The following is a 24,692-nucleotide window of genomic DNA, read 5'->3' on the forward strand; positions in this document are numbered from 1 at the left end:
TCAATTGAGAAAATTTCTTCAAGAAAACCCGACTTGTTTATCACCAGCAGCGTTATCCATCAGCGAATACCAAAACACAGGTGGCACAGGAGTTGAAAAATGTCGGTACGCGATAAAATCAAGAGCCATTAGACCAGATTGCGCTGCTGGAGATTCAAGAAGTACCTTTCCAAACCCCGATTCACAAATCATTTGCATTTGTTGCCGGTATTCACTTGCAGTTGCTGGCAATTGAATTGGTGCTTCGGCTACACCAGATTCAGAATGTGCGGGCTGGAAGTAAAGATGTTGATATAAATCTTTCTCAGGGTGCCAGAGTTGTATACATACTCCTGGATACTGATCGCGTACATTCTGAGCTAACACTTCATACATCTCATCCATCCCCAAAATAACACTCCAACCGGCAAAAGTTGCCAACATCCAGGATGTTTCCGTCATGCGTTCAGTTGCTTGTCCCCCAAGCCACCCCCCCTCCTCCACCAGATCATCCAAAGAATCTGTAGCGATAGGTACAAATTTCTTTGCTTTCAAGGCGTAATCTACATTGCGAAACAGCTTCTTTAACCATTCCTTAGCTGTTTCTGTTCGACTTAATCCAAGCAGCGCTATTAATGCCAGATGAATGTCTTGACTTTGCCGATCGAGGCATGGGGAACTGCTAGCCCCGTTATTTTGTAGCCATGACTCCAAAGTTTGTATCACTATATTGGCATTTTCTTCCCAGAAAGTATTTTTTTCATCTGTTTTTTTGCTTCCTTCAGAGATTGCAGAAAATATCTGAAATAGCGCAATACTTGCCAGAATACCGATCTGCTCAAATGCAATTAACGACGATTCCACGCCATTCGAAGCATATCGGATTATGCTATTTTCCACGAAACAATACGGTTGAATTCTTGCATGATATTGAACTGTAAAACGATAGTAAATCCACCATATTTGACGAAGAGGACCAACTATTGCACTTTGTTTGTCTCTTTCATCAGCGAGGCAAATACGGTGCCAAGTCCACAACGTAGCACGCTCGACCGCACAGAGGCCTTGGCGAGTATCACCGTCATCACGCAGCGTCCAATAAGCAAACATTTGAGCTGATAGATTAACAATTCGCAAAGCTTTCAATAAAGCTTTCCCCGTCTTAGGCTTGTCGGTTAATCGCCCTTCATCATTCAAATCCAAGGAACGTTTAAATAGACGATATAAGTCTTGCCGGTCATACTCGCTATCACCAGATAATGCCAGTGCCCGTCGCAAATCGCGGCGATCTTCGTCAAGAAAAATATGCTCATCTAGAAGATGAATTTCGATCAGCTTAGCAATAGTATCGGCTCCCCAAAATTCGATACATGCCCTAGCTTTGTTATCAATGACGAATCCACTCCAATTGGAGTGCACAGTTTGTTTCAACTCTCCGTTAGTTGCAACTACAATGCGAATACTACGATCATGATCTTGCGGTTCGAGGTGAGACTTCAAATAAACATCAAAAATCTCGTTGATACTTTGGCGCACAGATTGATTGCCACCATCCCATTCGGTACGGCCTATATCTCCTTGCTTGACTACAACAAGCAGTAATTCATCTAAACCAGACTCAGAATCTCTCCCCCTGAATGCAATATCGACACCATATTGTCTATTACCAGTTTGTGGGCGAGCCACAGGAATATAATCCATTTCCACCAATAAATCAGGCAACAAGCGATCCAATTCATCTCGCTCTTTGAGTGAGCGCAAATACTCAGCAATAACCAGCTTCATTGATCTCCTCGTTTAGCAGATCTAAAGCCCAGATTTTTAATTTCATCATTGAGAGGGTCAACCACGTATTGTGCTGGCAATGAGATAAAACAAGAAAACGAACCAAGACGGTTGATATCACTGATTTTCCCTTGGAAAAGCGAAAAGCAACCTGTCCCAGCTTTTAACGAAACTGTTGTACAGAGTTGTCGCAATATCGATTTTTCATTTGCTTTATCTCTTGCCTCTCGGTGCTCTCTAGATTTTTTCAATGCAATACCATGTCTTATGCGTGTTGGAATTGGCGGACGAAATTCGTGTCGGACAGGCAATTGCTTAATTGCCTCTGTGTAAGTAAGCAAACCCGTTTGCACCTGTTCTAATAATTGTTTTTCCTCGGGCGAAGAAGCGTCATTCAATTTTTCCTGAATAGCTTCCAACGTGGATTGAGGATAATTCCGTCCCGCTTCTTCAACCAACAATGTATAAGCAAGATTAAAGGTTCTTTGCTGAGCATTTTGGGTATTCAGTAATGAAAATATTAACGAAAGCAATGCTTCTTCATGAAACACCCAACCCAACAAGCGCCGTGCGAGATATTTAAAATCATCAGCGGTTAAAGTATCGAGAATATCTTTCGCAAAAACAGGCTGCCTCACTTCATGAACCCACAAATGACCAATTAGGTCACGAAAAGCAACACCAAGAATCCTGTCATCAGAAATCAACCAGCGGGTAATCAACTCATGTAACAAGGGCTTGCCGACTAATTCCCTTATGCTATGGGCAAAACATGAACCCAATTTTTCATCCGAATTCCTACTATCGTAGTGCTTAACCACCCAAGTTGTTAAGCTGTTATATACCAATTCATCGTGCGTATTGACTTCAATCAATTGCGACAGAACATAATCAAAATTATTTTCTCGATCCGCATCTAAGCCGGTCAAAGCATCTAAAATTTCTGCAAAACTTGAATGATCTTTTGCTAATTTGAAATTCATAAAAGCAAAATCGCTAAGTACTAGTAATGCACTCTGATTGTTTGGCTGCGCATGTTTCAAAAGCTCAGTAACTAATTCGGGCTGTGAAACAGCGGCATTCGCGAGAGCTCTCCAGGCTTGGAGACTAACGTTGGAATCTGAATGATGCCCCACCGCCTTTAAAACTTGCTGCACCCGATTTTTTAATTCCGATTCTTTTTCCCAATAATCTTTCAAGCAGCCCAATGCCCACAAAGCAGCAGCTAAAAGATCAGCAAATTCAGATGCAGTATCACTCAAAACAAGCTCAGTAACATCGACAGAATGACCAGCTCTTGCCATACCGATTAAGGCGGAACCATACAGACCGGTATTCTCAGTTGATATTTGATTTCGAACTAAAGTGTATAGCTCTCTAGCGAAATCAGGATGATTCGATAGATAATTATTCAATTGATTGAAAAACATACCAGCGGCAAAGTCTCTTGAAGTTTTTAGATACTGCGCTTCCACCAAATCAACCAAGCTCTGGCTTTTTATTTCTTTAAGAAACGGTAGTGCATTGCCTATATTTCTCAATACACTAAAAACATAATGAGCATCCGAAGCATTAATAGCTTCAATCCCAGTCTTTAAAACATCAATTTTCTGAGAAATTAATCCTAAAAATCGACCGCTGGCGAAGTCAGTATGTCCAATTTCATCAATCTCCAATTGATGCGCTTCATCAAAAATTTCCTGAGCATTCAAGAGCGCATCAGAGTTTCCAAGTTTCTGGAAACTGTGCACTGCTGTACAGTAATTTCTTGCTGCAATTGAAATAAATCTTAGTTCACTATCTTCAATGTAAAAAAGCCCATCAATAATGTGTTTTTCTGAAAGGAAATCAGAACTTGAAATTTCGATCACTAAATCCATAGTACGCCGACTATGAAGTTCGGATGCAAGTCTCGAAATATCCTCAGGAATTTCTTCAAATTTCAAATCAAAAACAGGAATACTGCTATTCATCTTACTTCGTTCTCAAACATTTTTGCCAATGGAAGATAGTTAAATAAAAGAATCATCTTTCAAATTTTGTTGGTTAATCTCAATAAGTATATTCTATTACCTGACTCTAAATTTTCACTATCAATTTCCATCGCACTTCCAATATCCCGCTAAACTATCGTCCTTCTAATCTCACTCATTACCATGGACGAACAATCCAGCCTCCTGGCATTATTCACCAGCAGTTTCCTAGCCGCTACTCTTCTTCCCGGCGGCTCAGAAGCGGTGCTCGTGGGGGTATTGGTGACTTATCCGGATTTACACTGGCAAGCACTCATTTTAGCGACGATTGGTAATACGTTCGGCGGGATGAGTTCTTATCTGATTGGACGGTTGCTGCCCGATGAAAATGCTGTGCTGAAGAAAGCGGGAGGCAGTGCTCGGGGACTGGATTGGGTTAGGCGGCATGGGGCCCCAATTTTGTTGTTATCGTGGGCGCCCTTGATTGGAGATTTGTTGTGCGTTGCCGCCGGATGGTTACGAACCCATTGGGGATGGGCATTGTTATTTATTGCTATCGGAAAATTTGCGCGCTATTGGGCGATTGCGGCAGCCATAGGGTAAGGATAGAAGATAATTAGTGGGCGATCCAGCTCATTTGCATGTCGAATCAAACGAACTGAACCGCGCTGATAATGAATCTATTTCAATTTTCGAATAATTTTTGCAGTTCGCCGCTTTGATACATCTCCGTCACAATATCCGAACCACCAATGAATTCACCATTCACATATAACTGAGGAATGGTGGGCCAGTTGGAATAATCCTTGATGCCCTGTCTGATTTCCGGATCTGCCAGTACATCGACGGCATAAATATTATCGACACCACAAGCCTTGAGAATATTCACCGCATTTGCGGAGAAACCGCATTGCGGCTGATCTAATGAGCCTTTCATGTAAAGAACTACCGGATGAGTGCTAATTTGTTGCTCGATTAAATCTTCAACATTCATAGTGTTAATTTCTCCAAAAAATCATTCCAAAAATTTTGTACCTTAAAACGTTGTCAAGTGCCTTATCAGTTGCTGCTATTGCTGCCTGAATGAAAAGCCGTTGCCTGACCGCCGCTGACGCGCATTATGCCAGCCAAATCCGGATAGGAACAAATATTACTAAAATCTGCATCACGCAACAATCGCCTGCATTCCTCGGCTTGATCATATCCGTGCTCGAACAGCAACCAACCTGCATTCACGAGAAAGCCAGAAGCCATGCTGATAATATGTTGAATACACGTCAATCCATGAGTCCCTGCAGATAGCGCCAGCCGTGGTTCGAACCTCAAATCCCCTTGCTGCAAGTGAGGATCGGCTTCTGCCACATAGGGGGGATTGGATACTATCAGATCGAAGGTATCGGATGAAAGTTCATCAAACCAACTTGCAGTGATGCAGCGAAGATTATTGACGCGTAAATTGCTGGCGTTGCTCCGGCACACTGTAATTGCATCGCTGGAAACATCGACAGCCGTCACCTGGGCGTAAGGTCGGTGCTTGGCAATGGTAATCGCAATGGCGCCGCTTCCCGTCCCCAGATCCAGTATTTTCAATGGCTTATCAGCGGGGATATGCTGCAAGGCCAGATCCACCAATAATTCGGTCTCCGGGCGCGGAATCAACACGGCATCGGAAACTTTGAAGGTCAGATCATAGAATGCACGCTGTCCGGTTAAATAAGCAACCGGCACACCTTCCATGCGCCGTTGGATCAGATTCAAGAAATTCGCGTGCTGCTGCTCAGTGAGTATTTGTTCGGGGTGAGTCAATAAAAAGGCGTGTTCGACATCAAGCACATGCTGCAGCAACATCTGCGCATCGACTTTATCAACGATTGCTGCTGTTGCCAGCGCTTCTGCAATGGTGCTGGGGTATATCGCCATCAATGAGTCAATCCCATGCCACAGCGTCCGCGCCGGTACAGCGCACGATGCTCCAATTGATCAGATCAATTGGAGACCGTTTTTGAAGACACACCCACATTACTCAGTGGATAATAATGCGCGCCCGTTGACTTCCTGAGCAGCTCTTGCGTTGGAGGTATAGAAGGTTTTCAATTGATCAAGCTGCGCTGCCGAAATTGTGATGGTTTGCGGTAACAAATACCATTGCACGCCTTCGCTGCACGGTGGGGTAGTCAGTGAGCCGGCCAAGGTGTAGTACTCGAGGTTGGCAGGATCAAGCGCCGGTAATAATTGCGTTGGATTCAACTGGATGCCGGTGGTCGCATTTTCTTGCCCTTCATCTGGAGGCATGTTATCCAAAATAGTTTGGATAACCGGATGTTCGTTTCCGACATCAATCGCGACACCGAGCACGATGATCCGTCCATCTTCATTGATATGAACGAAATGCAATTCAGCAGGAAAATTTCTTCCTGCAACGACATGTTCGCTGGGTTCATGAAAATGAAACTGGATCAGCGGAAAGGACTCCTCTCCGATTTTCAGCGCGCCCGTGTAATTTTCCGATGTATTGACTTGCACGGCATGACCGGTATTGAAAAAACTCGGCGTATCAACATCATAGACCGTTTGTAAACGACTCAATGGCTTGCTGCTGTTGATCGGTGTGACTGCAAGATCGATCGGCGATTGATGCTTGCCAACCCCGCATTCCGCGTATGGATATTTCATCGGCACCACCTGCGTCGTATCCTCGACTGCCCACCACGTAGATTGTTCCTCATGAGTCCAATGAGGTGCTGCAATGACCGTCGTTGCATAACAAGTAAAAATTACAGAAGCCAGATTTCTTATTATCGTAGTTTTCATAAATTAACTCCGAATGTGGTAAATATTCGATTAACAGGTGTGTTTTTTACAATACTCAACCATGGGAGGTTTTGGATCAGAGCCGGAACCGGAACCTTGTGATGATTGCGGATTTCCCTGATTCACTGACGGCGCCGATTGAGAGGATTGGCTTTTTTGTTTGGCATCGGAAGACCTGTTTTGTTGACTACTATCAATCAGTGCGTTTGATTTGCGATCCCCTGTGTCAGCAAAACAGGAAACGCTGGAACTTAATACAATAATTAGAAAAAGTTTTTTAAGCATGATTTTCCTCGTCTATAAAATATCTTAATCACATTGACAAGCAATGTGCTGGTCAAGCTAGCATATGAAATGTCAAGAAAATGTGGACAGAAACAATTATTAGAAGTAATGTTATTGGAAAGAGTATTTGATAACTAATTGTTTATATGTATGTATAAATAGAATTCTCTCTGCTGAAAAATATAAAATTCAGAATAATCTTTCTATCAATGTCGACAAAATCCTACAATGAAATAACTTTTTCCAGATATTCAATCGTCAATCCGTTAACTTTTGGAATACCAATACCCGACTGCACAGGATAAGGTTCGATCCGGTCAGTATGCAGGTAGCCTCTGCGCTCATAAAACGCGATCAATTCCGATCGTTGAGACACGACGAACATCAGAAATTTAGTTTTCTTCAGATGATTTTGGGCAAAAGACTCCGCATACTCCAACATATATTTGCCCAATCCCTTTCCTTGCAAATCTGGATGAACCGAGAAAAAACCGATATACGCATGATCCTTTTCCTTAGCGACGTAAATACACGATATCAGCATACTTTCTTGATAAATCACAAAAAAATATCCTTCAGGGTTTGACAGTGCAGTAGTTATTTCATGCGGATTTGTTCTATCGCCTCGAATGATATGATTTTCGCTCGTCCACCCCAAATCACCGCGATAGGTCAGGTTAATCAGTTTGGATATGTCCTGGGCTTGCGTGAGATCAGCCCTTTTGATGCATAACCGGGAAAAGTCCATAGACTTATCGTTGAATGTGCTAGTGTGATTCAAACGGACCCGTTAATTCATTCCCAACCAAGGATTCTTGGTCAGCGCAACCAACACAATGTACACAAACACGCACTCGGCTGCTACCCACGCAGTGATCTTTAACTGCCGGGTTTTTCCAAATCGCATCGCAATGAGTCCAAGGCCAATATACACCAAAAGGCCAATGACCTTAGCCGTCAACCAGGCGTGCTCCAGTGGATTTTGTTGAATGGTCATTGCCAAAGCAATCGCGCTGCCCAGTAACAGCGTATCGACGATATGGGGCAATACTTTCACCCAGCGCTGGCGCAAATTTTGGGAATTCTGCAACAGCCAGATGCCTCGCAGGAAAAACAATGTAAAACTGACGATGACGCTGCCGACATGGATCATTTTCAAAACGGAATAACTCATCGGATTACATTCCCACGAGCCAGCCATGACTACCCGCGACGGCACCCGCAATGGTTATCAAACTCAGAATGAGTAAAAACAAATGCTTACGTTGAATTCGCGTAAACGTATCAGGTGAAATAGGAACAGCCGCCGATTGCGGAGTCTGGTGTCGCCGGCTGCGTGGCTCCTGTATAAACAGCATCACGCTGAACAATAGCCAAATAGCTACCATCGCATGCATCCACCAATACTGCCATTGCAAGAATCTCTGCCAGGCGTTCAACTCATACACCATATAAAACCCGGATATACCCACCACCAAGGTCGTAATTCGCGCCTGCGCCGCAAAGCGCCGCCTGAATTGCTGGAAGAAGGCCATCGCTTCAGACATCGATTGCATTCGCATCAATGTAGGCAGTAATACCGATGTGACCATCGAGACTCCGCCGATCCATAGCACTACTCCCAGCACATGCAACAAGCGGGCAAACACTAAATCATCCATGTATGAAAATCTCTAAAATTGATTGAGAATCTGGATAGATGGCACGACAATGCCACCAACGCCCCGTTTAATCATTCCACTAGGTCACTCGAAGCCCATTGCTCGGCTTCGTCGTAATCATGGAACACGGAGACATTGGCATTGACGAACAGATTGAATACCCAAGCGCCCCAGGCTTGCCACTCGTCATCGGTAACAACTGCCACTCGATTAAAATCACTGCCATGCTGGCGTATGAATTTTATTTCTTCCCAAGCAACATCGACGGTGTAATCGAGCATATCGCGCCAGTCAAACAACAGATTGGCTTTACCATCAAAATGAGATTGGTAGAGCACTTGCTGTTCAAACTCTTTATAGTCCACTAGCGTGAATTCCCCAATGACTGCGACGATGATGAGATTATTTTTTTTCTGGATAGTAATCATGATCGGACCTCGTGTGATAACTGGCACATCATAGGTAAATAAACCGCAGGGTGCAAATTCTACAGTCAAAATGACCGCTGCTGGATATCATTTCTGGGCAGCCGAAGCCGGCAATTTGATACCAAGAATTCCGCTCAGTGATCCGCCCAGAATGATCAAACCCATACCCAGCCATGCAATGGGTGGTAATACTTCATCCCAAACCAGCATTCCCCACAAACAGGCAAATATGACAGTGCTATAACCCAGCGACGTTACGACAAGCACTGCGCCACGATGATAGGCCCGGGTCATCGCCAATTGGGCCAATGTTGCTGTCATGCCGATACTCACCAGCAATACCAGGCCGTTTGCGGTAATGGGGTGGAAAGAAGTAAACGCCAGCCATCCCCCCGTCATTACCGTACTGATCAACGTAAAATAAAATACCACGTGCCATTCCGTTTCACCCAAGTTGCCCAATTGCTTGACATTCATATAAGCAATGGCGGCAAAGAAACCAGAAGCAATGCCAAGTAAATTGGCATCCCAGCTATCATCGGGTAAAGTCGGCCGCAGCAAAAGAATGACACCGATAAAACCGATCCCGATAGCTCCGATCATTAGCCAATGGTTGTGCTCTTTCAAAACCAATGTCGTCAACAACGCGACAAATAGCGGCCAGGTGTAATTGAGCGAAATCGCTGTCGCCAAAGGCAGATGAGTCAGGCAGTAAAAAAAGAGTAGCAGGCTGATAAGGCCCGACACTCCGCGCCAGCAGTGAATTCTCCAATGCGGTGTGCGAAGAGGAAGGCGGTGATGATGGATGATCATATACGTCATCCATACACCGAATAGCGAACGGTAAAATACCAGCTCGGTACTCGAAAAATAAGGAGCGCTCAGTTTGACCAATACGCCCATGCATGCAAACATAAAGGCTGCGAGTACCATCCACATTGACCGCATCATGAATTATTCCAATTGGTATTGAAGGGATAAAAAAGAAATAAGACGAAGAAAACGCTGAAAAACTCCTGCGCCTAGACCGGTTGTAGTGAAATCAGGCTCAATATGCTGTCCATGCTAACATTCAATTGCGTTTTCACCTGATTCCACCTTGCCGGCCAAAGCTTGCTGTTTTTTCAGAATTTACTTAAAGATGCGGTTCCATTTCACGCCGCAGAAATTGATGAAAGTGCTTCATTCCAGCTTCCATCGGCATTTGATAAGGTCCTACTTCATTCAATCCCTGCTCATGAAGTGCTCTGCGTCCCTCAGTCATCAATCTGCAGATTTCATCATCTTCCAACGCAGTTTCCTGGTAGGCTGCCTGTTCCGCTTCAACAAAATCACGCTCAAACAAGGCAATTTCTTCAGGAAAATAAAATTCAACCACATTGGTGCAGCTTTCAATACCTGTAGGAATCAAAGTGCTGATGACCAATGTGTGCGGATACCATTCCACCATGATATTCGGGTAGTACAACAGCCAGATGGCGCCATGAGATGGCATTTCCCCTTCAGTTTGTTGTCGCAGCACCTGTTCGTGCCATTTTGCATAGACAGGGCTACCCGGGCGTTGCAAACGCCCACTATCGATCGCAACCGTCTGGACGCTGTACCAATCATCGAATTCCCAGTCGAGTTTCTCGGTATTGACAAAATGCCCCAGCCCGGGATGGAAAGGATCGACATGGTAATCCTCCAGATAAACTTCGATGAAGGTTTTCCAATTACAGAGATAGTGATCGATCTGGATTCGATCCAATACATGACCGGAAAAATCAAACTCACTGAGCATGCTGAACTTGGCCATATCGTGCGATACATTCCGCGCCCCGCTGAAGAGCAGGCCATTCCAGTTTTGCAGCGGCGTCTTATTTAAATTAAGGCACGGGTTCTGTTCAAAATGCGGAGCCCCAAGTAATTTGCCTTCCAATGAGTAAGTCCAGCGATGAATCGGACAGACAATGTTTTTGATGTTGTCGCGCCCTTTCAGGAGCAGTGCTTGCCGATGACGGCAGATGTTCGAAAGCAATTCAATGCCGTGCTCATGTCGTACCAGAACCTTGGCATTATTCATCCCCTCTGGCACATAATAATCGCCCACATTGGGCACCATCATTTCATGTCCGATATATCCTGGACCTTTATCAAATAAAATTCGTTTTTCAATCTCTAGGATCTTTGGATCCAAGTACCAGTCAACCGGAAGTTGCACCGACATCCCCGTCAGTTGTGAGATTTCAGCCAAGTTAGACATATCGATACCTTACACTCTCCCAAAAAATTAGCGGCGAAAATACCCGAAAAAACAAAAAAATAAAACTCCCTTCAGCAACGAAGAAAAGAAAACTTGTTTGCTTGGTTATAATAGCAATGTTGATAGTACAATACGGTACCCATTTACCGAGCAATTTAACCAATATTAATCAAAAAGAGAGCATCTTAATGAAAGAGATACATCAGTTAAGAAAACATTCATGGGCATATCTATTATCCTCGTTGATGATCGCAGGACTGACTGCATGTGGCGATGGCAGTGAAAAAACCCAAGCGGCATCGTCCGACTCGTCATCTGTAGCCACCGCCAAACGTACAACTCAAACCGGCCCTGCAGTCGGTATTTTAGTCGATTCACCCGTCTCTGGCATATCTTATGCAGCAGGATCGGGGAAATCGGGCATCACTGATGAGCAAGGTAAATTCAATTTCAATCATGGTGATAAGATTGAATTCAAATTGGGAAATTTGACACTCGGTAATATTCAGGGTTCACAAATCCTCACCCCCATTGAGCTGGCCGGAGATAATCCCAATAAACTTCAGAATTTACTGGTTCTGCTGCAATCATTGGATTCTGATGCCAATCTGTCCAATGGCATATCGATTTCGAGTGACACAGCCGCAGCAGTCAAGAATTCCATCAATCTCGACAGCGATCCAGCAGGATTTGCGGATGCTGCAGGATTAAAAGGCATCATGGAAGCCAGCGGAATTACAGGAGGAGTAAGAACGCCTGAAGAAGCACGCACTCATTTCTTGTCACAAGGCGTCGCACTGCTCAGCGCCCAAATCTGGGTGAGCTATACTGACAAAACAGCCAGCGTATTGCGAGTAGCTTCAGACATCAGTGGTGAATATTTGCAAGGCGATGCCCGTCCTGATGACTCGTGTGATGAAAACCGGGTCTGCGGCGGAAAGACCGTGTTCCAATCCGGTGTTGAATATGGCATTGCCAAAGCTGAAGAATTCGATAGCCGTGGCTTTAAATTAATAGGGACACCGAGCATCGATACCAACATCAAGGCCGGGCTGTCCAATCCGAATCCAACCCGGCGAGTGCGCACCGATGGGTTTGAGCTGATCAACTCCGATATCGTGACCGTTCAACGAGCACGCGCAGAAACCAGTGTATTCGGTGAGTTGTTCCATATCGCCAAGCCGATTCAGTTAAGCGATGAAAACGAAGTGGCCGAGAAAGAAGTCAAAGAAACCCGTTACGCGAAAATCGATAACGATGCGAATGGCATTGTCGGCGCATGGGCATACGACAGTACAGCGATTCAAACCCCGACGCTGGTTTTCTTTCCCAATGGGAAATTCTTCATGATCGATCCGACCGGAACCACTCAACGTGCAGATCAAGCGAAATGCGCCAAACCCGGTGTTGAATTTTCATCCTACAGTTATGACAAGGGCAGCAGCAAGCTCAATTTTTCGAGCTTTACCTACAACACCAATGGCTGTGCCGGTTTTTCCGACTTGGATAACAATACCGCCATCGGTTTCTCGATCAATGCCGATGGAAACTCAGCCAAGCTGGACAAGCAAGGCGAAGAATCCGTCACCGTATATCGAGTTTCGAAATAATTTCAATACGCATGCTGAACCGAGCCACTCATCGGCATCATCGATCGCGATGAGTGGCTTACTTTCCGAACCAACTCAACCGCAATCGCGAAACTCACCTGATCTTCGCTAGGTAAGTATGCCGATCATTCAGGTCGCACTGAACGTTCCTGTCGACACAGTGTTTGATTACTACGCAGACGACGCCAGCACCGCCGATATTGGTCTACGCGCCTGTGTTCCGTTTGGTAAAAAACTTCTGACCGGCATCATCATTGCCGTCATTGCCGAAACCCAGGTGCCTTCAGCCAAACTTCGATCAGCCCAATTCATTTTCCGAGAAATCAAACCGTTATCGCAAGAATTACTGCAATTGTTCAATTTTTGCAGCCGTTACTATCATTATCCCCTCGGGATGGTGATCATGAATGGATTGCCGATCAAATTACGCAACAACCAGCCAATACAACTCAAGAAAAATCTGACAGAGCAACGCTATGGCCTGACGCCAGCGGGCGCCTTAATAAAAATATCGGACATCCCAGCAAAGCAACGAATAGCTCGGCGTTTATTCAAGGAATTCCATGACTCGACGGAATTGAGCCATCACCAAATCCAACAGATCTCTCCCCGGGCCATCCATGTGCTCAAGGATTGGCTGGCGCAAGATTGGGTAGCATCAATCACCACTGCCGATAAACCCATTGAAGCCAATTCAGGTCCACCGCTGACTACCGAACAAGCGCGCGCAGTTGCTTTAATGACCGCCACACCAAATCAGTTCAAGGCTTGGTTGCTCCATGGCGTGACGGGCAGTGGAAAAACAGAGGTTTACTTGCGGATTATTGCCACAGTGTTGGCGCAGAACAAACAATCGCTCGTTCTGATCCCTGAAATCAATTTGACGCCGCAATTGGAAACCGTATTTCGTGCCAGATTTCCGGCTACGTGCCTGGTGAGTTTGCACAGTGGTTTGAACGACACCGAGCGATTGATGAATTGGCTACAAGCACAAAATGGTGAAGCGAAAATCATCTTGGGTACGCGCCTGGCGGTCTTCACGCCTCTTCCAGATCTTGGACTGATCATCGTCGATGAAGAACACGATGCATCGTTCAAACAGCATGAAGGGCTGCGATATTCCGCACGCGATCTGGCCATTTTTCGCGCCAAGCAGGCCAATATTCCCATTCTGCTCGGTTCTGCAACTCCTTCGCTGGAAAGCTACCATAACGCCCTCATCCATCGATATCACACTGTTCGATTGACATCTCGCGCCATTGAGAACGCAGCGCTACCTTCGATCGAATGCATCGATACTCGAGCCGACAAACCCCGGGAAGGATTATCGAAGGCGCTGCTTGCAGCAATTGACCGATGCCTGGCGAACAAACATCAAAGTCTCATCTTCATCAATCGGCGCGGCTACGCGCCGGTATTACTCTGCCGGTCTTGCGGTTGGACAGCGGCTTGCCATCGATGCTCCAGCCGGTTGGTTGTGCATTTGCGGGATAAAAAATTATGTTGCCATCATTGCGGCCACGATGAACATTTCCCTCGCGCCTGTCCGGATTGCGGCAATCAGGATATCGCTCCGTTTGGACAAGGCACGCAACGCATAGAAGAAACACTGGCAACACACTTTCCTGCGGCGCGGATTGCGCGCATCGATCGCGACTCCACCCGGCGCAAAAATGCCTGGAAAGATATTCTGCAAGCGATTCATACACAACAAATCGATATCCTCGTCGGCACTCAGATTCTTGCGAAAGGACATGATTTTCCGAACCTTTCATTGGTTGGCATACTGAATGCGGACACTTCGCTGTACAGTACCGATTTCCGCGCCAGCGAACGATTATTTGCGCAATTGATGCAAGTCGCAGGGCGCGCCGGGCGCGCTGAAGTTCCAGGTCATGTCCTGATCCAAACTGAATTTCCTGCCCATCCCCTCTACCACGCATTGCAACGCCAAGATTATGATTCATTGGCACAGGCTTTGCTGGCGGAAAGAAAAACGGCTAAATTTCCTCCTTTTGTTCACCAAGCATTACTGCGCGCTGAATCACACGTCATGCAGGATGTGATGAATTTTCTGACTCAGGCATCTCATCTGATTGCTCACTCAGACTCAATCGAAATGTTCGATCCAGTTCCAGCCCAAATAGTGCGTTTGAAAGGACTGGAGCGCGCCCAATTGTTGGTACAATCCGCTTCACGCAGTCAGTTGCAAGAATTTCTGGGCAAGTGGTATATCGAAATCAATCGATTAGCCACTCATAAAATTCGCTGGATGCTGGATATCGATCCTGTTGAATTCTAATGAAATGGTTGTGAGTGAAAATGGATCAGAAGAACCAGCAAACAATAAAAACAGCGTGTGTTCAACGCCATGCAATTGACACCACAGCAGCCGTTCAATGCTGTCTTTCATTCCCGATTCCAACTTCTGGAGTAAAAGTTTCAAGCAGAGCTTGCCAGCAGTGATCAGTGATTTCCTTATTCCGAAAAGAACTCCCGTGCCTTGTCCATCCACGATTTAGCTCGGGGACTATGACGCGATCCATCCTTCAGGCTGATCGCTTCGAGTTCTTCCAATAATTCTTTCTGGCGCCCTGTTAATTTAACAGGAGTCTCCACCACGACGTGACACAACAAATCGCCTTTATCATGACTGCGTACGCCCTTGATGCCTTTACTCCGCAAGCGGAAAATTTTGCCAGTCTGAGTTTCAGCAGGAACCTTGATCTTTGCGTGTCCTTCCAATGTAGGCACTTCGATTTCTCCCCCCAGAGCAGCCACGCTGAAGCTGATCGGTATTTCACAATGCAAATGATCGCCTTCACGGCGGAAAACCGGATGTGCAGACAAATGAACCACGACATAGAGGTCGCCGGACGGTCCGCCATTGATGCCCGCTTCACCTTCCGCAGAAATACGGATGCGGTCGCCGTCATCCACACCGGCCGGAATTTTCACATTCAACGTCTTATGTTGCTTGACCAACCCGACACCATGACAGGCATTGCAAGGCTGCGCAATGATCTTGCCGCTGCCCTGGCATTTGGGACAGGTTTGCTGAATCGAAAAGAATCCCTGCTGCATCCTGACTTGCCCATGACCATTACAGGTCGGACAGGTTTTCGGCGAAGTCCCGGGTTTTGCGCCACTGCCGCTACAAGGTTCACATTTGACCATCGTCGGAATGCGGATTTTTGTCTCAGTTCCGTGCGCCGCCTGCTCCAACGAAATCTCCAGGTTATAGCGTAAATCGGCACCCCGATGCATATTCGAACGCCCACTTCTGCCGCCACCGAAAATATCTCCAAAAATATCGCTGAACGCGTCGCTGAATCCTTGGGCTCCCGAACCGCCTGCTGAACCCCCATTCACGCCGGCATGGCCAAATTGATCATAAGCAGCACGTTTGTTGCTATCTGTCAGAATTTCGTAAGCTTCCTTGGCTTCCTTGAACATCTCTTCCGATTTTGCATCGCCGGCATTCCGATCAGGATGATATTTCATTGCCAATTTGCGATAGGCTTTTTTGATGGTGTCCTCATCGGCATCACGGCTAACACCGAGAATGTCATAGTAATCGCGCTTACTCATATTCAATTCCTGCTGCTAAGATAAATGTAAAGTACGTCATAGAATGAATGTCCAGTTTCTCTTAAACACTAAAACGCAGAGTGCCCGGAAAAGACTGTTAAATCCCTTCCGACACCTCTGCGCTTTGTCAGCTTTCGCTGTTGCAACAAATTATTTTTTGTTTTTAACTTCCTCGAACTCAGCATCAACGACTTCACCTTCAACTGGTTTCTCACCTTGATTTGATGAAGGACCGGCTCCAGCTCCGGTTTGCCCCTGTTGATCCGGCTGATCTTTTTGCTGATACATTTTTTCAGCTAATTTATGCGCAGCTTCCGTCAATGCCTGTGTTTTGGCGTCGATCTCATCCTTTTTATCGGTTTTGAGCACATCCTCAGCATCCTTCAATGCCGCTTCGATTTTGGCTTTTTCCTCGCCATCGAGTTGATCGCCGTACTCTTTCAAGGATTTCTTGACTGAATGAATCATCGCATCGCATTGATTGCGGCTGGAAACGAGTTCCAGCGTTTTATGATCCTCTTCGGCATGCGCTTCCGCATCTTTCACCATGCGTTCGATCTCATCATCGGACAACCCTGAACTGGCCTGAATTTTGATCTTATTTTCCTTGCCGGTGGCTTTGTCTTTCGCTGATACATGCAAGATGCCATTCGCATCGATATCAAAGGTCACTTCAATCTGAGGCATTCCGCGAGGTGCAGGTGGAATATCGCTCAAATTGAACTGACCCAGGCTCTTATTTCCGGATGCCATTTCGCGCTCGCCTTGCAGTACGTGAATAGTGACAGCCGTTTGACTATCCTCTGCAGTTGAAAATACCTGCTGAGCTTTGGTTGGAATGGTGGTGTTTTTCTGAATCAATTTCGTCATCACGCCGCCCAATGTCTCGATACCGAGCGACAATGGAGTCACATCCAATAGCAACACATCTTTGACATCGCCCTGCAACACGCCTCCCTGGATTGCCGCGCCCACTGCAACAGCTTCATCCGGATTCACATCCTTGCGTGGTTCTTTGCCAAAAATCTCCTTCACTTTTTCCTGCACTTTGGGCATGCGGGTTTGGCCGCCGACCAAAATAACGTCATCGATATCCGACGCAGTCAGTCCGGCATCTTTGATCGCAGTGCGGCATGGTCCAGCGGTGCGTTCGATGAGTTCCTCGACCAGACTCTCCAATTTGGCACGCGTTATCTTGACTGCCAAGTGTTTTGGTCCTGACGCATCAGCAGTGATGTACGGTAAATTTACTTCGGTTTGCTGGCTGGAAGATAATTCGATCTTGGTTTTTTCTGCGGCATCTTTCAAGCGTTGTAAAGCCAGCATGTCTTTTTTCAGATCAATACCGGATTCTTTTTTGAACTCATCAACCAGATATTCGATGACGCGCGAATCGAAATCCTCGCCGCCGAGGAAAGTATCGCCATTCGTTGCCAACACTTCGAATTGGTGTTCACCTTCAATTTCGGCGATCTCAATGATCGAAATGTCAAATGTACCGCCCCCCAAGTCATACACGGCAATTTTCCGGTCGCCTTCTTTTTTGTCCAAACCAAATGCCAAAGCGGCTGCAGTAGGTTCATTGATGATGCGCTTTACTTCCAAACCGGCAATACGCCCGGCATCCTTGGTTGCTTGACGCTGAGAGTCATTAAAATAGGCAGGCACCGTGATGACCGCTTCGGTGACGGTTTCTCCGAGATAATCCTCGGCGGTTTTTTTCATTTTCATCAGGACTTGCGCAGAAACCTCCGGCGGTGCAATTTTCTTACCGCGCACTTCCACCCAGGCATCATTATTGTCGGCTTTAACGATGCTGTAAGGCACCATTTTGATATCGCGTTGCACCATATCTTCGTCGAAGCGGCGCCCGATCAGTCGCTTAACTGCAAATAAGGTATTTTTAGGATTGGTGATCGCCTGACGCTTGGCCGATGCGCCGACTAAAATTTCATTATCTTCCGTGTAAGCCACGATCGAAGGGGTCGTACGCGCGCCTTCAGCGTTTTCGATAACCTTGGGTGTCCCACTTTCCATCACTGCTACACAGGAATTCGTGGTACCCAAGTCGATACCAATAATTTTTGCCATATTTAGATCCTTTTAAAGATAATCAATTGGTTTGAAGGTAGTGATAGAGAGAAAAAATTCAAGTGCCGGTAGCTTTGGAAACCGATACGAGCGCAGGGCGAATGATGCGATCATGCAATTTATATCCTTTCTGCATCACTTGAATCACCGTGTTGGGAGCAAGCTCCGAGTCTACGGTACACATCGCCTGGTGTTGGTGCGGATCAAATTTTTCTCCCGCAGGATCAATTGCAGTAATACCAAATTTTTCAAAGGCGCTTATCAATTGTTTCTGGGTGAGTTCCATTCCGTTTTTATAGTTTTCCAGGTTCGCATTCTCAACCCCTAGCGCTGCATCCAAACTATCCATCACAGCAAGCAGTGCTGTAGAAAAATTCTCAATGGCGTATTTGTGTGCATTGGCAACATCGGCTTGCGCCCGCTTCCGAATATTCTCGGTTTCTGCTTTTGCGCGTATCCACGCATCGTGGTGCTCCGCCGCTTTTATTTCAGCTTCTTTCAGTAAATGTTCGAGATTGGGTGACGGATCTTTTTTCGCTCCGGTTTGAATAGTGGCATCGTTGCTTATGCCAGTTATTTTATCGTTATCAGCAGCAACCGAAGCCTCTGTGGGATTCAATTCTGATTGATCAGGATGTTCTGAGCTCTGCATTATTTCTCCTCGTAAACTTTTGAAAACTTATATGGTGCTGTATTCCGCAATTTCAAGCTTTTCATCATGAATAAATTACATTAGTAAATTTAATGAGTAGAATCACTGGAATATCAAAATAATTACAGAAAAAATTCAAATTCTCCGAGCCAATACGCTTGCCTTACCAATGTAATTGCGCGGCGTCATCAGCAGCAGACGTTGTTTATCTTCATCAGGAATATGTAATTCAGCAATGAATTGGTGCAGAACTTCTTTCGTGATACCTGCCTTACCGCGCGTCAATGCTTTCAATTGCTCGTAGGGATTGTCTATGCCATGACGCCGCATGACTGTCTGAATCGGCTCGGCAAGCACTTCCCAGGCACTATCCAGGTCATTATGAATTCGCTCCAAATTGACTTCAAGTTTGTTGAGACCTTTGATACAGGAATCATACGCCAGCAATGCATGCCCCAAAGCTACTCCCATATTGCGCAGCACGGTTGAATCGGTCAAATCTCGTTGCCAGCGGGATACCGGTAATTTTTCGCTCAAATGATGGAGTAACGCATTGGCAATTCCCAAATTACCTTCTGAATTTTCAAAATCGATGGGGTTGACTTTATGCGGCATCGTAGAAGACCCCACTTCATTGGCTTTAGTTTTCTGCTTGAAATATCCCAGTGAAATGTATCCCCAGACGTCGCGATTCAAGTCCAGCAAAATGGTATTGATTCGAGCATAGGCATTGAATAACTCGGCAATCGTATCGTGAGGTTCAATCTGAGTAGTATAAGGATTGAAGGTCAGGCCCAGTTGCTCGACAAAATTCTGTGCAAATTTTTCCCAGTCGACATGCGGGTAGGTCGCTAAGTGAGCATTGTAATTTCCAACTGCACCATTTATTTTTCCTAGAATCTCAATCTCAACCAATTGTTTTCGCGCTCGTTCCAGGCGATAAACCACATTGGCTATTTCCTTCCCCAACGTAGTCGGCGTCGCGGGTTGCCCATGGGTGCGCGCCAGCATCGGAATATCAGCCAACGAGTGCGCTAACTCGATTAGTATCTGAATAATTCTATCGAGTGCCGGCACCATGATGTCATGCAAGCTCGATTTAAGCATCAAGCCATGGGCTAAGTTGTTAATGTCTTCCGAAGTACAGGCAAAATGAATGAACTCGCTCGCTGAAACGACCTCGGCATTATCACGCAAGGTTTCTTTCAACCAATATTCCACGGCTTTAACATCATGATTGGTTGTGGCTTCGATGGCTTTAACGGCTTCACCGTCCGCAACTGAAAAACCAGCTACCACATCCGTCAATTGAGACTCGGTTACTGCAGAAAAAGGGGCAATCTCAGTAACGTCCGGTTCATGGGCTAAAGCTCTTAGCCAGGCCACTTCGACCTGAACCCGATAGCGGATTAACGCAAATTCGCTGAAATAAAGCCGCAATGGCTCGACTTTTGTATGATAACGCCCATCCAGCGGAGATAATGCCGTGATTGCAGAGAAATTCATTTGACTGATGAGTATTTTGGGGAGGGCATTTTAACATGCCAACGAAAGATTGCACGGATCGTGCCCTTTCATCCATCAGCCAAATTCTGCAAAAGATACGCTCGATGATGAGGTAAGGAAAAACGAGGGAATTAATGCTGATTAGGAATCAATGAGCAGGATGAAGCCGCATGCGAGCTATGTGATGAAGCGCAATCATAATTAAAATTTCCCTCGGCTGGAAGGTAAATGTTGGCCCGCATGAAATGAGTGGTTTATCACCGGACAGCAATCAATACGCATACATCCCTGGTTTTCAGGCTTTCCTGCAATTCAAATCTTCGTGAGAAAATTCAGCTTATAGCCAGTTAGGACCTTTTTGCTTGCTTTTAGCTGGGTGACCGCTGACATTATTAATCGAGTCCCCTTTTGTTCCAGGAAATAATTTTTCATGAATCTGCTGCAACACATGAATTTCCTGTAATACTTCTAGCGGGAATCCATGTCTATTTCTTTCCTTCTCGACCAATAATAATTTATTCAGATAGGAATAAATTTCAGAATATCCCCATTGCAATTGAATACTTTGGGCAATTCTTTGATAGTTTGTATCGAGAACCGAGTCTTTATCCCCCAGATAGGCTTTAAATTCTTTGATCGAGTTTTTGAGTGACATGCTACATCCTTTGCTATGTATAGTTACGTTAGAAGCACGGAATAATTGGCTTTCGCAGCCATTAATGATTGAATTACGGTTTAAATGCTATAAAATTCAGTTATTCTGAAATAATATTTCACTGCTTCTAAGCGCTGTAATTAGTCACCCCGAAAATACCAAGCGCATAAATAACTTAACAACCTAATTCTCTGTATATCACTCCACCAAATGACTATGGATAAAATCAAAAAAATAAAAGTTCTATTTGTCTGCATGGGCAATATTTGTCGCTCCCCCACGGCAGATGCCGTATTTAGGCACTTCGTCAAAGAAGCCCGGGTTGATCACCTGATCGAAGTGGACTCTGCTGGAACGCACGCCTACCACATCGGTAATCCGCCTGATCATCGTACCCAGCACACTGCATCGAAACGCGGATATGCTATGCATGAATTACGCGCGCGCGCCGTTCAAACGAGCGATTTCGAAGAATTTGACTATATTCTCGCGATGGACAAGGAAAATCTTTCGCTGTTACATCAACGCAGCCCGCGGCAACACCTCGACAAAATACAGCTATTCATGCAGTACAGTCAAAATGCCGGCCTGGATACTGAAGTACCTGATCCCTATTTTGGCGGAGATCAAGGATTCGAGTTGGTTCTGGATATGGTTGAAGATGCCAGCCGAGGCTTACTCGCTCATTTATGCACTCACAATTCTTGACAAGGGAAACGAATGAAAACAAGCGCTGCAGTTGCATGGCAAGCCGGTCAGCCTCTGACGATCGAGCAGGTCGATCTGGAAGGGCCTAAATCCGGTGAGGTATTGGTTGAAATCAAGGCCACGGGCATTTGCCACACCGATTACTACACCTTGTCCGGTGCCGATCCTGAAGGCCTATTCCCGGCTATTCTGGGTCATGAAGGCGCAGGCATCGTCGTCGATATCGGCCCCAACGTCAAATCCCTGCGCAAAGGCGATCATGTGATCCCGCTATATACGCCGGAGTGCCGCGAATGCAAGTTCTGCTTGTCTAAAAAGACCAATCTTTGCCAGGCTATCCGATCCACTCAAGGCAGAGGTCTCATGCCAGACAGCACGTCACGGTTTTCGCTCGATGGTAAACCGCTATTTCATTACATGGGGACTTCGACATTCGCGAATTTCACAGTAGTACCGGAAATCGCATTGGCCAAAATCCGTGAAGATGCGCCTTTTGACAAAGTGTGCTACATCGGCTGCGGCGTCACCACCGGCCTGGGTGCGGTCATCTACACCGCCAAAGTCGAGGCCGGGGCGAATGTGGCTGTGTTCGGTCTCGGCGGTATCGGCTTGAATGTCATTCAGGGCGCACGCATGGTTGGCGCCGACAAGATCATCGGCATCGATCTCAATCCGGAACGAGAAGCGATGGCACGCAAATTCGGCATGACCCACTTCATCAATCCCAACGATGTGCCGAATATCGTCGATGCCGTGGTGCAACTGACCGATGGCGGCGCGGATTATAGCTTTGAATGCATCGGCAATACCAAGGTCATGCGACAAGCATTGGAATGCACTCACAAAGGCTGGGGACGAAGCATCATCATCGGTGTGGCCGAGGCTGGCGCAGAAATCAGCACGCGGCCGTTCCAATTGGTGACCGGCCGAAAATGGGAAGGATCTGCTTTTGGCGGAGCCCGCGGCCGAACCGACGTACCCAAGATCGTGGATTGGTACATGGAAGGAAAAATCGACATCGACTCATTGATCACGCACACGTTGACACTGGATAACATCAATGAAGGCTTTCATTTAATGAAAACCGGCGAATCGATTCGTTCAGTAGTGGTTTATTGATCGCGATGACGATGGAAACCCGCAGCCTGCATCATTGCTTTGGCGGCATCCAAGGCTTTTACCAGCATCAATCACAAGTCATCGGATTGCCGATGCGATTTTCGGTCTATCAACCGCCACAGACCCATCATCAGCGTGTGCCTGTGCTGTTTTTTCTGGCTGGCCTGACCTGCACGGAAGAAACTTTCATGATCAAGGCCGGCGCACAGCGCTACGCCGCCGAGTATGGCTTGATGCTGGTGTCGATGGATACCAGTCCGCGTCAAACCGGTATTGCAGGCGAAAGCGATACCTGGGATTTCGGCGCGGGCGCCGGATTTTATCTGGATGCCACGGCCTCTCCCTGGTCGCAATATTTTCGTATGGAAAGCTATATCACACAGGAATTGCGCTCCATCATTCTTGATCATTTCCCTGCCCAGGCTGATCAGGTCGGCATTTCTGGCCACTCCATGGGTGGGCATGGCGCATTGGCACTGGCATTGCGACATTCTGAATTGTTCCGTTCAGTATCCGCATTCGCGCCTATTTGTTCACCGATGCAATGCCCGTGGGGACAAAAGGCATTGGGTAATTACTTGGACGAGAATCGGCAAGACTGGCGTCAGCACGATGCCACCGCATTGATCGAAGATGGCCGCCGCGTACCGGATATATTGATTGACCAGGGCTTGGAAGATCAATTCCTGACGGAACAACTGCACCCTCACCTATTGGAAAATGCCTGCGCAATGAGTAATCAAAAATTGACGTTGCGATACCATCAACACTACGATCACAGTTATTATTTTATCAGTTCATTTATCGGTGAGCATTTGAAGTATCATCGCAATGCGTTGATGTAATCGTAAATGTTCTGCAGATCACATTTTTATTTTTTGATCTGTGTCTGCTTCTATTGAGTTTGAATCCAAACAAACCGGGGTTGTAAAATAAGAAACCCAACTACCACTGATGCGGTGATTGTTGGGTTTGATTAAGTCATAAGTTTCGATGCAAGAAAGTCTGTGTTAAATAAACTCGTACAGTTTCCCATCGCAAAACATTCAATTTTATCCGCACCGGATTAATCAATACAGCTAGAAACCGGCACTGCTTTTGAATTGATTTCCCATTGTGCCCGTAATTTTTAAACTTGACTCATCAAAAAATGCTGAAATGAGCTGGACATTACCCGTAGAAAAATTCATCCAACTATAATTAACTAGGCCGCCAGTTCTGACCGCACTACCGGGATCAAATTTGCAACCAATGACTTGGTTTACCTGGTCGATGGACATACCTACTTGGATCGCATTAAATTTATCAATCGTAAAATTTTCCGTTCCGCAAGTTTCACTGACTCCACCAATGGGTACAGAACTTCCAACACCTAACACAGCGAATTGATCAATACGAACCACTACATTGAAATATTTTTGATCACCGACAATCACGGAATCCATCGTCAGCGTGTTTGTGGCAGGATCAAAGGTATCCGCTTTGGCAATCGCCGTAGAAAACGACAATAGCAATAACAAAAATAGCTGTTTCATTTGTGTTCCTTTGAAAATGTTATAAAGAAATAAAAATTGAAAGCCTGTTTTAAGTTAT

24 protein-coding genes are annotated in these 24,692 nt (G+C 46.0%); 6 read left to right on the forward strand and 18 right to left on the reverse strand.

Annotated features, from left to right (window positions below; genetic code table 11):
• Positions 1–18: 18 nt before the first annotated feature.
• Together ABF87_RS08440 and ABF87_RS08445 are read right to left on the reverse strand one after the other, a co-directional pair.
• Positions 19–1,764 (reverse strand): hypothetical protein, encoded by a 1,746-nt coding sequence (locus tag ABF87_RS08440; RefSeq protein ID WP_160828689.1) that lies wholly within the window; start codon positions 1,762–1,764, stop codon positions 19–21.
• A complete protein-coding gene (locus ABF87_RS08445) occupies positions 1,761–3,737 on the reverse strand; it encodes a hypothetical protein (RefSeq protein ID WP_160828690.1) in 1,977 nt (658 codons plus the stop codon). The genes ABF87_RS08440 and ABF87_RS08445 overlap by 4 nt, the downstream gene beginning before the upstream one ends.
• Positions 3,738–3,920: 183 nt before the next feature.
• On the opposite strand from ABF87_RS08445, the gene ABF87_RS08450 reads away from it, so the two are divergent.
• Complete coding sequence (locus tag ABF87_RS08450; RefSeq protein ID WP_160828691.1) at positions 3,921–4,340, forward strand: YqaA family protein; 420 nt, start codon at positions 3,921–3,923, stop codon at positions 4,338–4,340.
• An 82-nt stretch (positions 4,341–4,422) separates the two neighbouring features.
• Here the strand turns inward: ABF87_RS08450 and grxD are convergent, their stop codons facing one another.
• The 10 genes from grxD to ABF87_RS08500 form a co-directional block, all read right to left on the reverse strand.
• Positions 4,423–4,731, reverse strand: a complete 309-nt coding sequence (gene grxD, locus ABF87_RS08455) for a Grx4 family monothiol glutaredoxin (RefSeq protein ID WP_160828692.1) — start codon at positions 4,729–4,731, stop codon at positions 4,423–4,425.
• A 65-nt stretch (positions 4,732–4,796) separates the two neighbouring features.
• On the reverse strand, positions 4,797–5,657 hold the full coding sequence (gene prmC, locus ABF87_RS08460) for a peptide chain release factor N(5)-glutamine methyltransferase (RefSeq protein WP_164503195.1): 861 nt from the start codon (positions 5,655–5,657) through the stop codon (positions 4,797–4,799).
• Positions 5,658–5,756: 99 nt separating this feature from the next.
• On the reverse strand, positions 5,757–6,548 hold the full coding sequence (locus tag ABF87_RS08465) for a carbonic anhydrase family protein (protein ID WP_160828693.1): 792 nt from the start codon (positions 6,546–6,548) through the stop codon (positions 5,757–5,759).
• 30 nt (positions 6,549–6,578) lie between these two features.
• A complete protein-coding gene (locus ABF87_RS08470) occupies positions 6,579–6,833 on the reverse strand; it encodes a hypothetical protein (protein ID WP_160828694.1) in 255 nt (84 codons plus the stop codon).
• A 223-nt stretch (positions 6,834–7,056) separates the two neighbouring features.
• A complete protein-coding gene (locus ABF87_RS08475; protein ID WP_160828695.1) occupies positions 7,057–7,581 on the reverse strand; it encodes a GNAT family N-acetyltransferase in 525 nt (174 codons plus the stop codon).
• 42 nt (positions 7,582–7,623) lie between these two features.
• Positions 7,624–8,007 (reverse strand): SirB2 family protein, encoded by a 384-nt coding sequence (locus tag ABF87_RS08480; RefSeq protein ID WP_160828696.1) that lies wholly within the window; start codon positions 8,005–8,007, stop codon positions 7,624–7,626.
• Between the two features lie 4 nt (positions 8,008–8,011).
• On the reverse strand, positions 8,012–8,494 hold the full coding sequence (locus ABF87_RS08485; protein WP_160828697.1) for a hypothetical protein: 483 nt from the start codon (positions 8,492–8,494) through the stop codon (positions 8,012–8,014).
• 71 nt (positions 8,495–8,565) lie between these two features.
• Positions 8,566–8,922 (reverse strand): STAS/SEC14 domain-containing protein, encoded by a 357-nt coding sequence (locus ABF87_RS08490; protein ID WP_160828698.1) that lies wholly within the window; start codon positions 8,920–8,922, stop codon positions 8,566–8,568.
• 87 nt (positions 8,923–9,009) lie between these two features.
• Positions 9,010–9,873, reverse strand: coding sequence for a DMT family transporter (locus tag ABF87_RS08495; RefSeq protein WP_345789897.1), 864 nt, complete (start codon positions 9,871–9,873; stop codon positions 9,010–9,012).
• Between the two features lie 184 nt (positions 9,874–10,057).
• The gene (locus ABF87_RS08500) at positions 10,058–11,167 is read right to left on the reverse strand and encodes an aromatic ring-hydroxylating dioxygenase subunit alpha (RefSeq protein ID WP_160828699.1); all 1,110 of its coding nucleotides are present in this window, start codon (positions 11,165–11,167) and stop codon (positions 10,058–10,060) included.
• A gap of 188 nt (positions 11,168–11,355) precedes the next feature.
• Here ABF87_RS08500 and ABF87_RS08505 point away from each other — a divergent pair, with 188 nt between their 5' ends.
• Both ABF87_RS08505 and ABF87_RS08510 read left to right on the forward strand, forming a co-directional pair.
• Entirely contained in the window at positions 11,356–12,777 is a 1,422-nt protein-coding gene (locus ABF87_RS08505; RefSeq protein WP_160828700.1) for an adhesin, read from the forward strand.
• 118 nt (positions 12,778–12,895) lie between these two features.
• Positions 12,896–15,079 (forward strand): primosomal protein N', encoded by a 2,184-nt coding sequence (locus ABF87_RS08510; protein WP_160828701.1) that lies wholly within the window; start codon positions 12,896–12,898, stop codon positions 15,077–15,079.
• Positions 15,080–15,255: 176 nt separating this feature from the next.
• Here ABF87_RS08510 and dnaJ read toward each other — a convergent pair whose 3' ends face one another.
• The 5 genes from dnaJ to ABF87_RS08535 form a co-directional block, all read right to left on the reverse strand.
• Entirely contained in the window at positions 15,256–16,368 is a 1,113-nt protein-coding gene (dnaJ, locus tag ABF87_RS08515; RefSeq protein ID WP_160828702.1) for a molecular chaperone DnaJ, read from the reverse strand.
• A gap of 150 nt (positions 16,369–16,518) precedes the next feature.
• Positions 16,519–18,459 carry a molecular chaperone DnaK gene (gene dnaK, locus ABF87_RS08520; protein ID WP_160828703.1) on the reverse strand — a complete coding sequence of 647 codons (1,941 nt, stop codon included), beginning with the start codon at positions 18,457–18,459 and terminating at the stop codon, positions 16,519–16,521.
• A 58-nt stretch (positions 18,460–18,517) separates the two neighbouring features.
• Positions 18,518–19,111, reverse strand: a complete 594-nt coding sequence (grpE, locus tag ABF87_RS08525) for a nucleotide exchange factor GrpE (protein ID WP_160828704.1) — start codon at positions 19,109–19,111, stop codon at positions 18,518–18,520.
• Positions 19,112–19,246: 135 nt separating this feature from the next.
• A complete protein-coding gene (gene purB, locus ABF87_RS08530) occupies positions 19,247–20,617 on the reverse strand; it encodes an adenylosuccinate lyase (protein ID WP_160828705.1) in 1,371 nt (456 codons plus the stop codon).
• A 337-nt stretch (positions 20,618–20,954) separates the two neighbouring features.
• The gene (locus ABF87_RS08535) at positions 20,955–21,272 is read right to left on the reverse strand and encodes a hypothetical protein (RefSeq protein ID WP_193568004.1); all 318 of its coding nucleotides are present in this window, start codon (positions 21,270–21,272) and stop codon (positions 20,955–20,957) included.
• Between the two features lie 216 nt (positions 21,273–21,488).
• Here ABF87_RS08535 and ABF87_RS08540 point away from each other — a divergent pair, with 216 nt between their 5' ends.
• From ABF87_RS08540 to fghA, 3 genes are read left to right on the forward strand one after another with little or no spacing between them, the layout of a single operon-like run.
• Complete coding sequence (locus ABF87_RS08540) at positions 21,489–21,980, forward strand: low molecular weight protein-tyrosine-phosphatase (protein ID WP_160828706.1); 492 nt, start codon at positions 21,489–21,491, stop codon at positions 21,978–21,980.
• A 12-nt stretch (positions 21,981–21,992) separates the two neighbouring features.
• A complete protein-coding gene (locus ABF87_RS08545) occupies positions 21,993–23,099 on the forward strand; it encodes an S-(hydroxymethyl)glutathione dehydrogenase/class III alcohol dehydrogenase (protein WP_160828707.1) in 1,107 nt (368 codons plus the stop codon).
• A gap of 11 nt (positions 23,100–23,110) precedes the next feature.
• The gene (fghA, locus tag ABF87_RS08550) at positions 23,111–23,944 is read left to right on the forward strand and encodes an S-formylglutathione hydrolase (protein WP_205012678.1); all 834 of its coding nucleotides are present in this window, start codon (positions 23,111–23,113) and stop codon (positions 23,942–23,944) included.
• A gap of 234 nt (positions 23,945–24,178) precedes the next feature.
• On the opposite strand, the gene ABF87_RS08555 is transcribed toward fghA, so the two are convergent.
• Positions 24,179–24,634 (reverse strand): hypothetical protein, encoded by a 456-nt coding sequence (locus tag ABF87_RS08555; protein WP_160828709.1) that lies wholly within the window; start codon positions 24,632–24,634, stop codon positions 24,179–24,181.
• Positions 24,635–24,692 lie beyond the last annotated feature (58 nt).

It is taken from the genome of Nitrosomonas sp. JL21 (assembly GCF_009833095.1).
GTDB lineage: Bacteria > Pseudomonadota > Gammaproteobacteria > Burkholderiales > Nitrosomonadaceae > Nitrosomonas.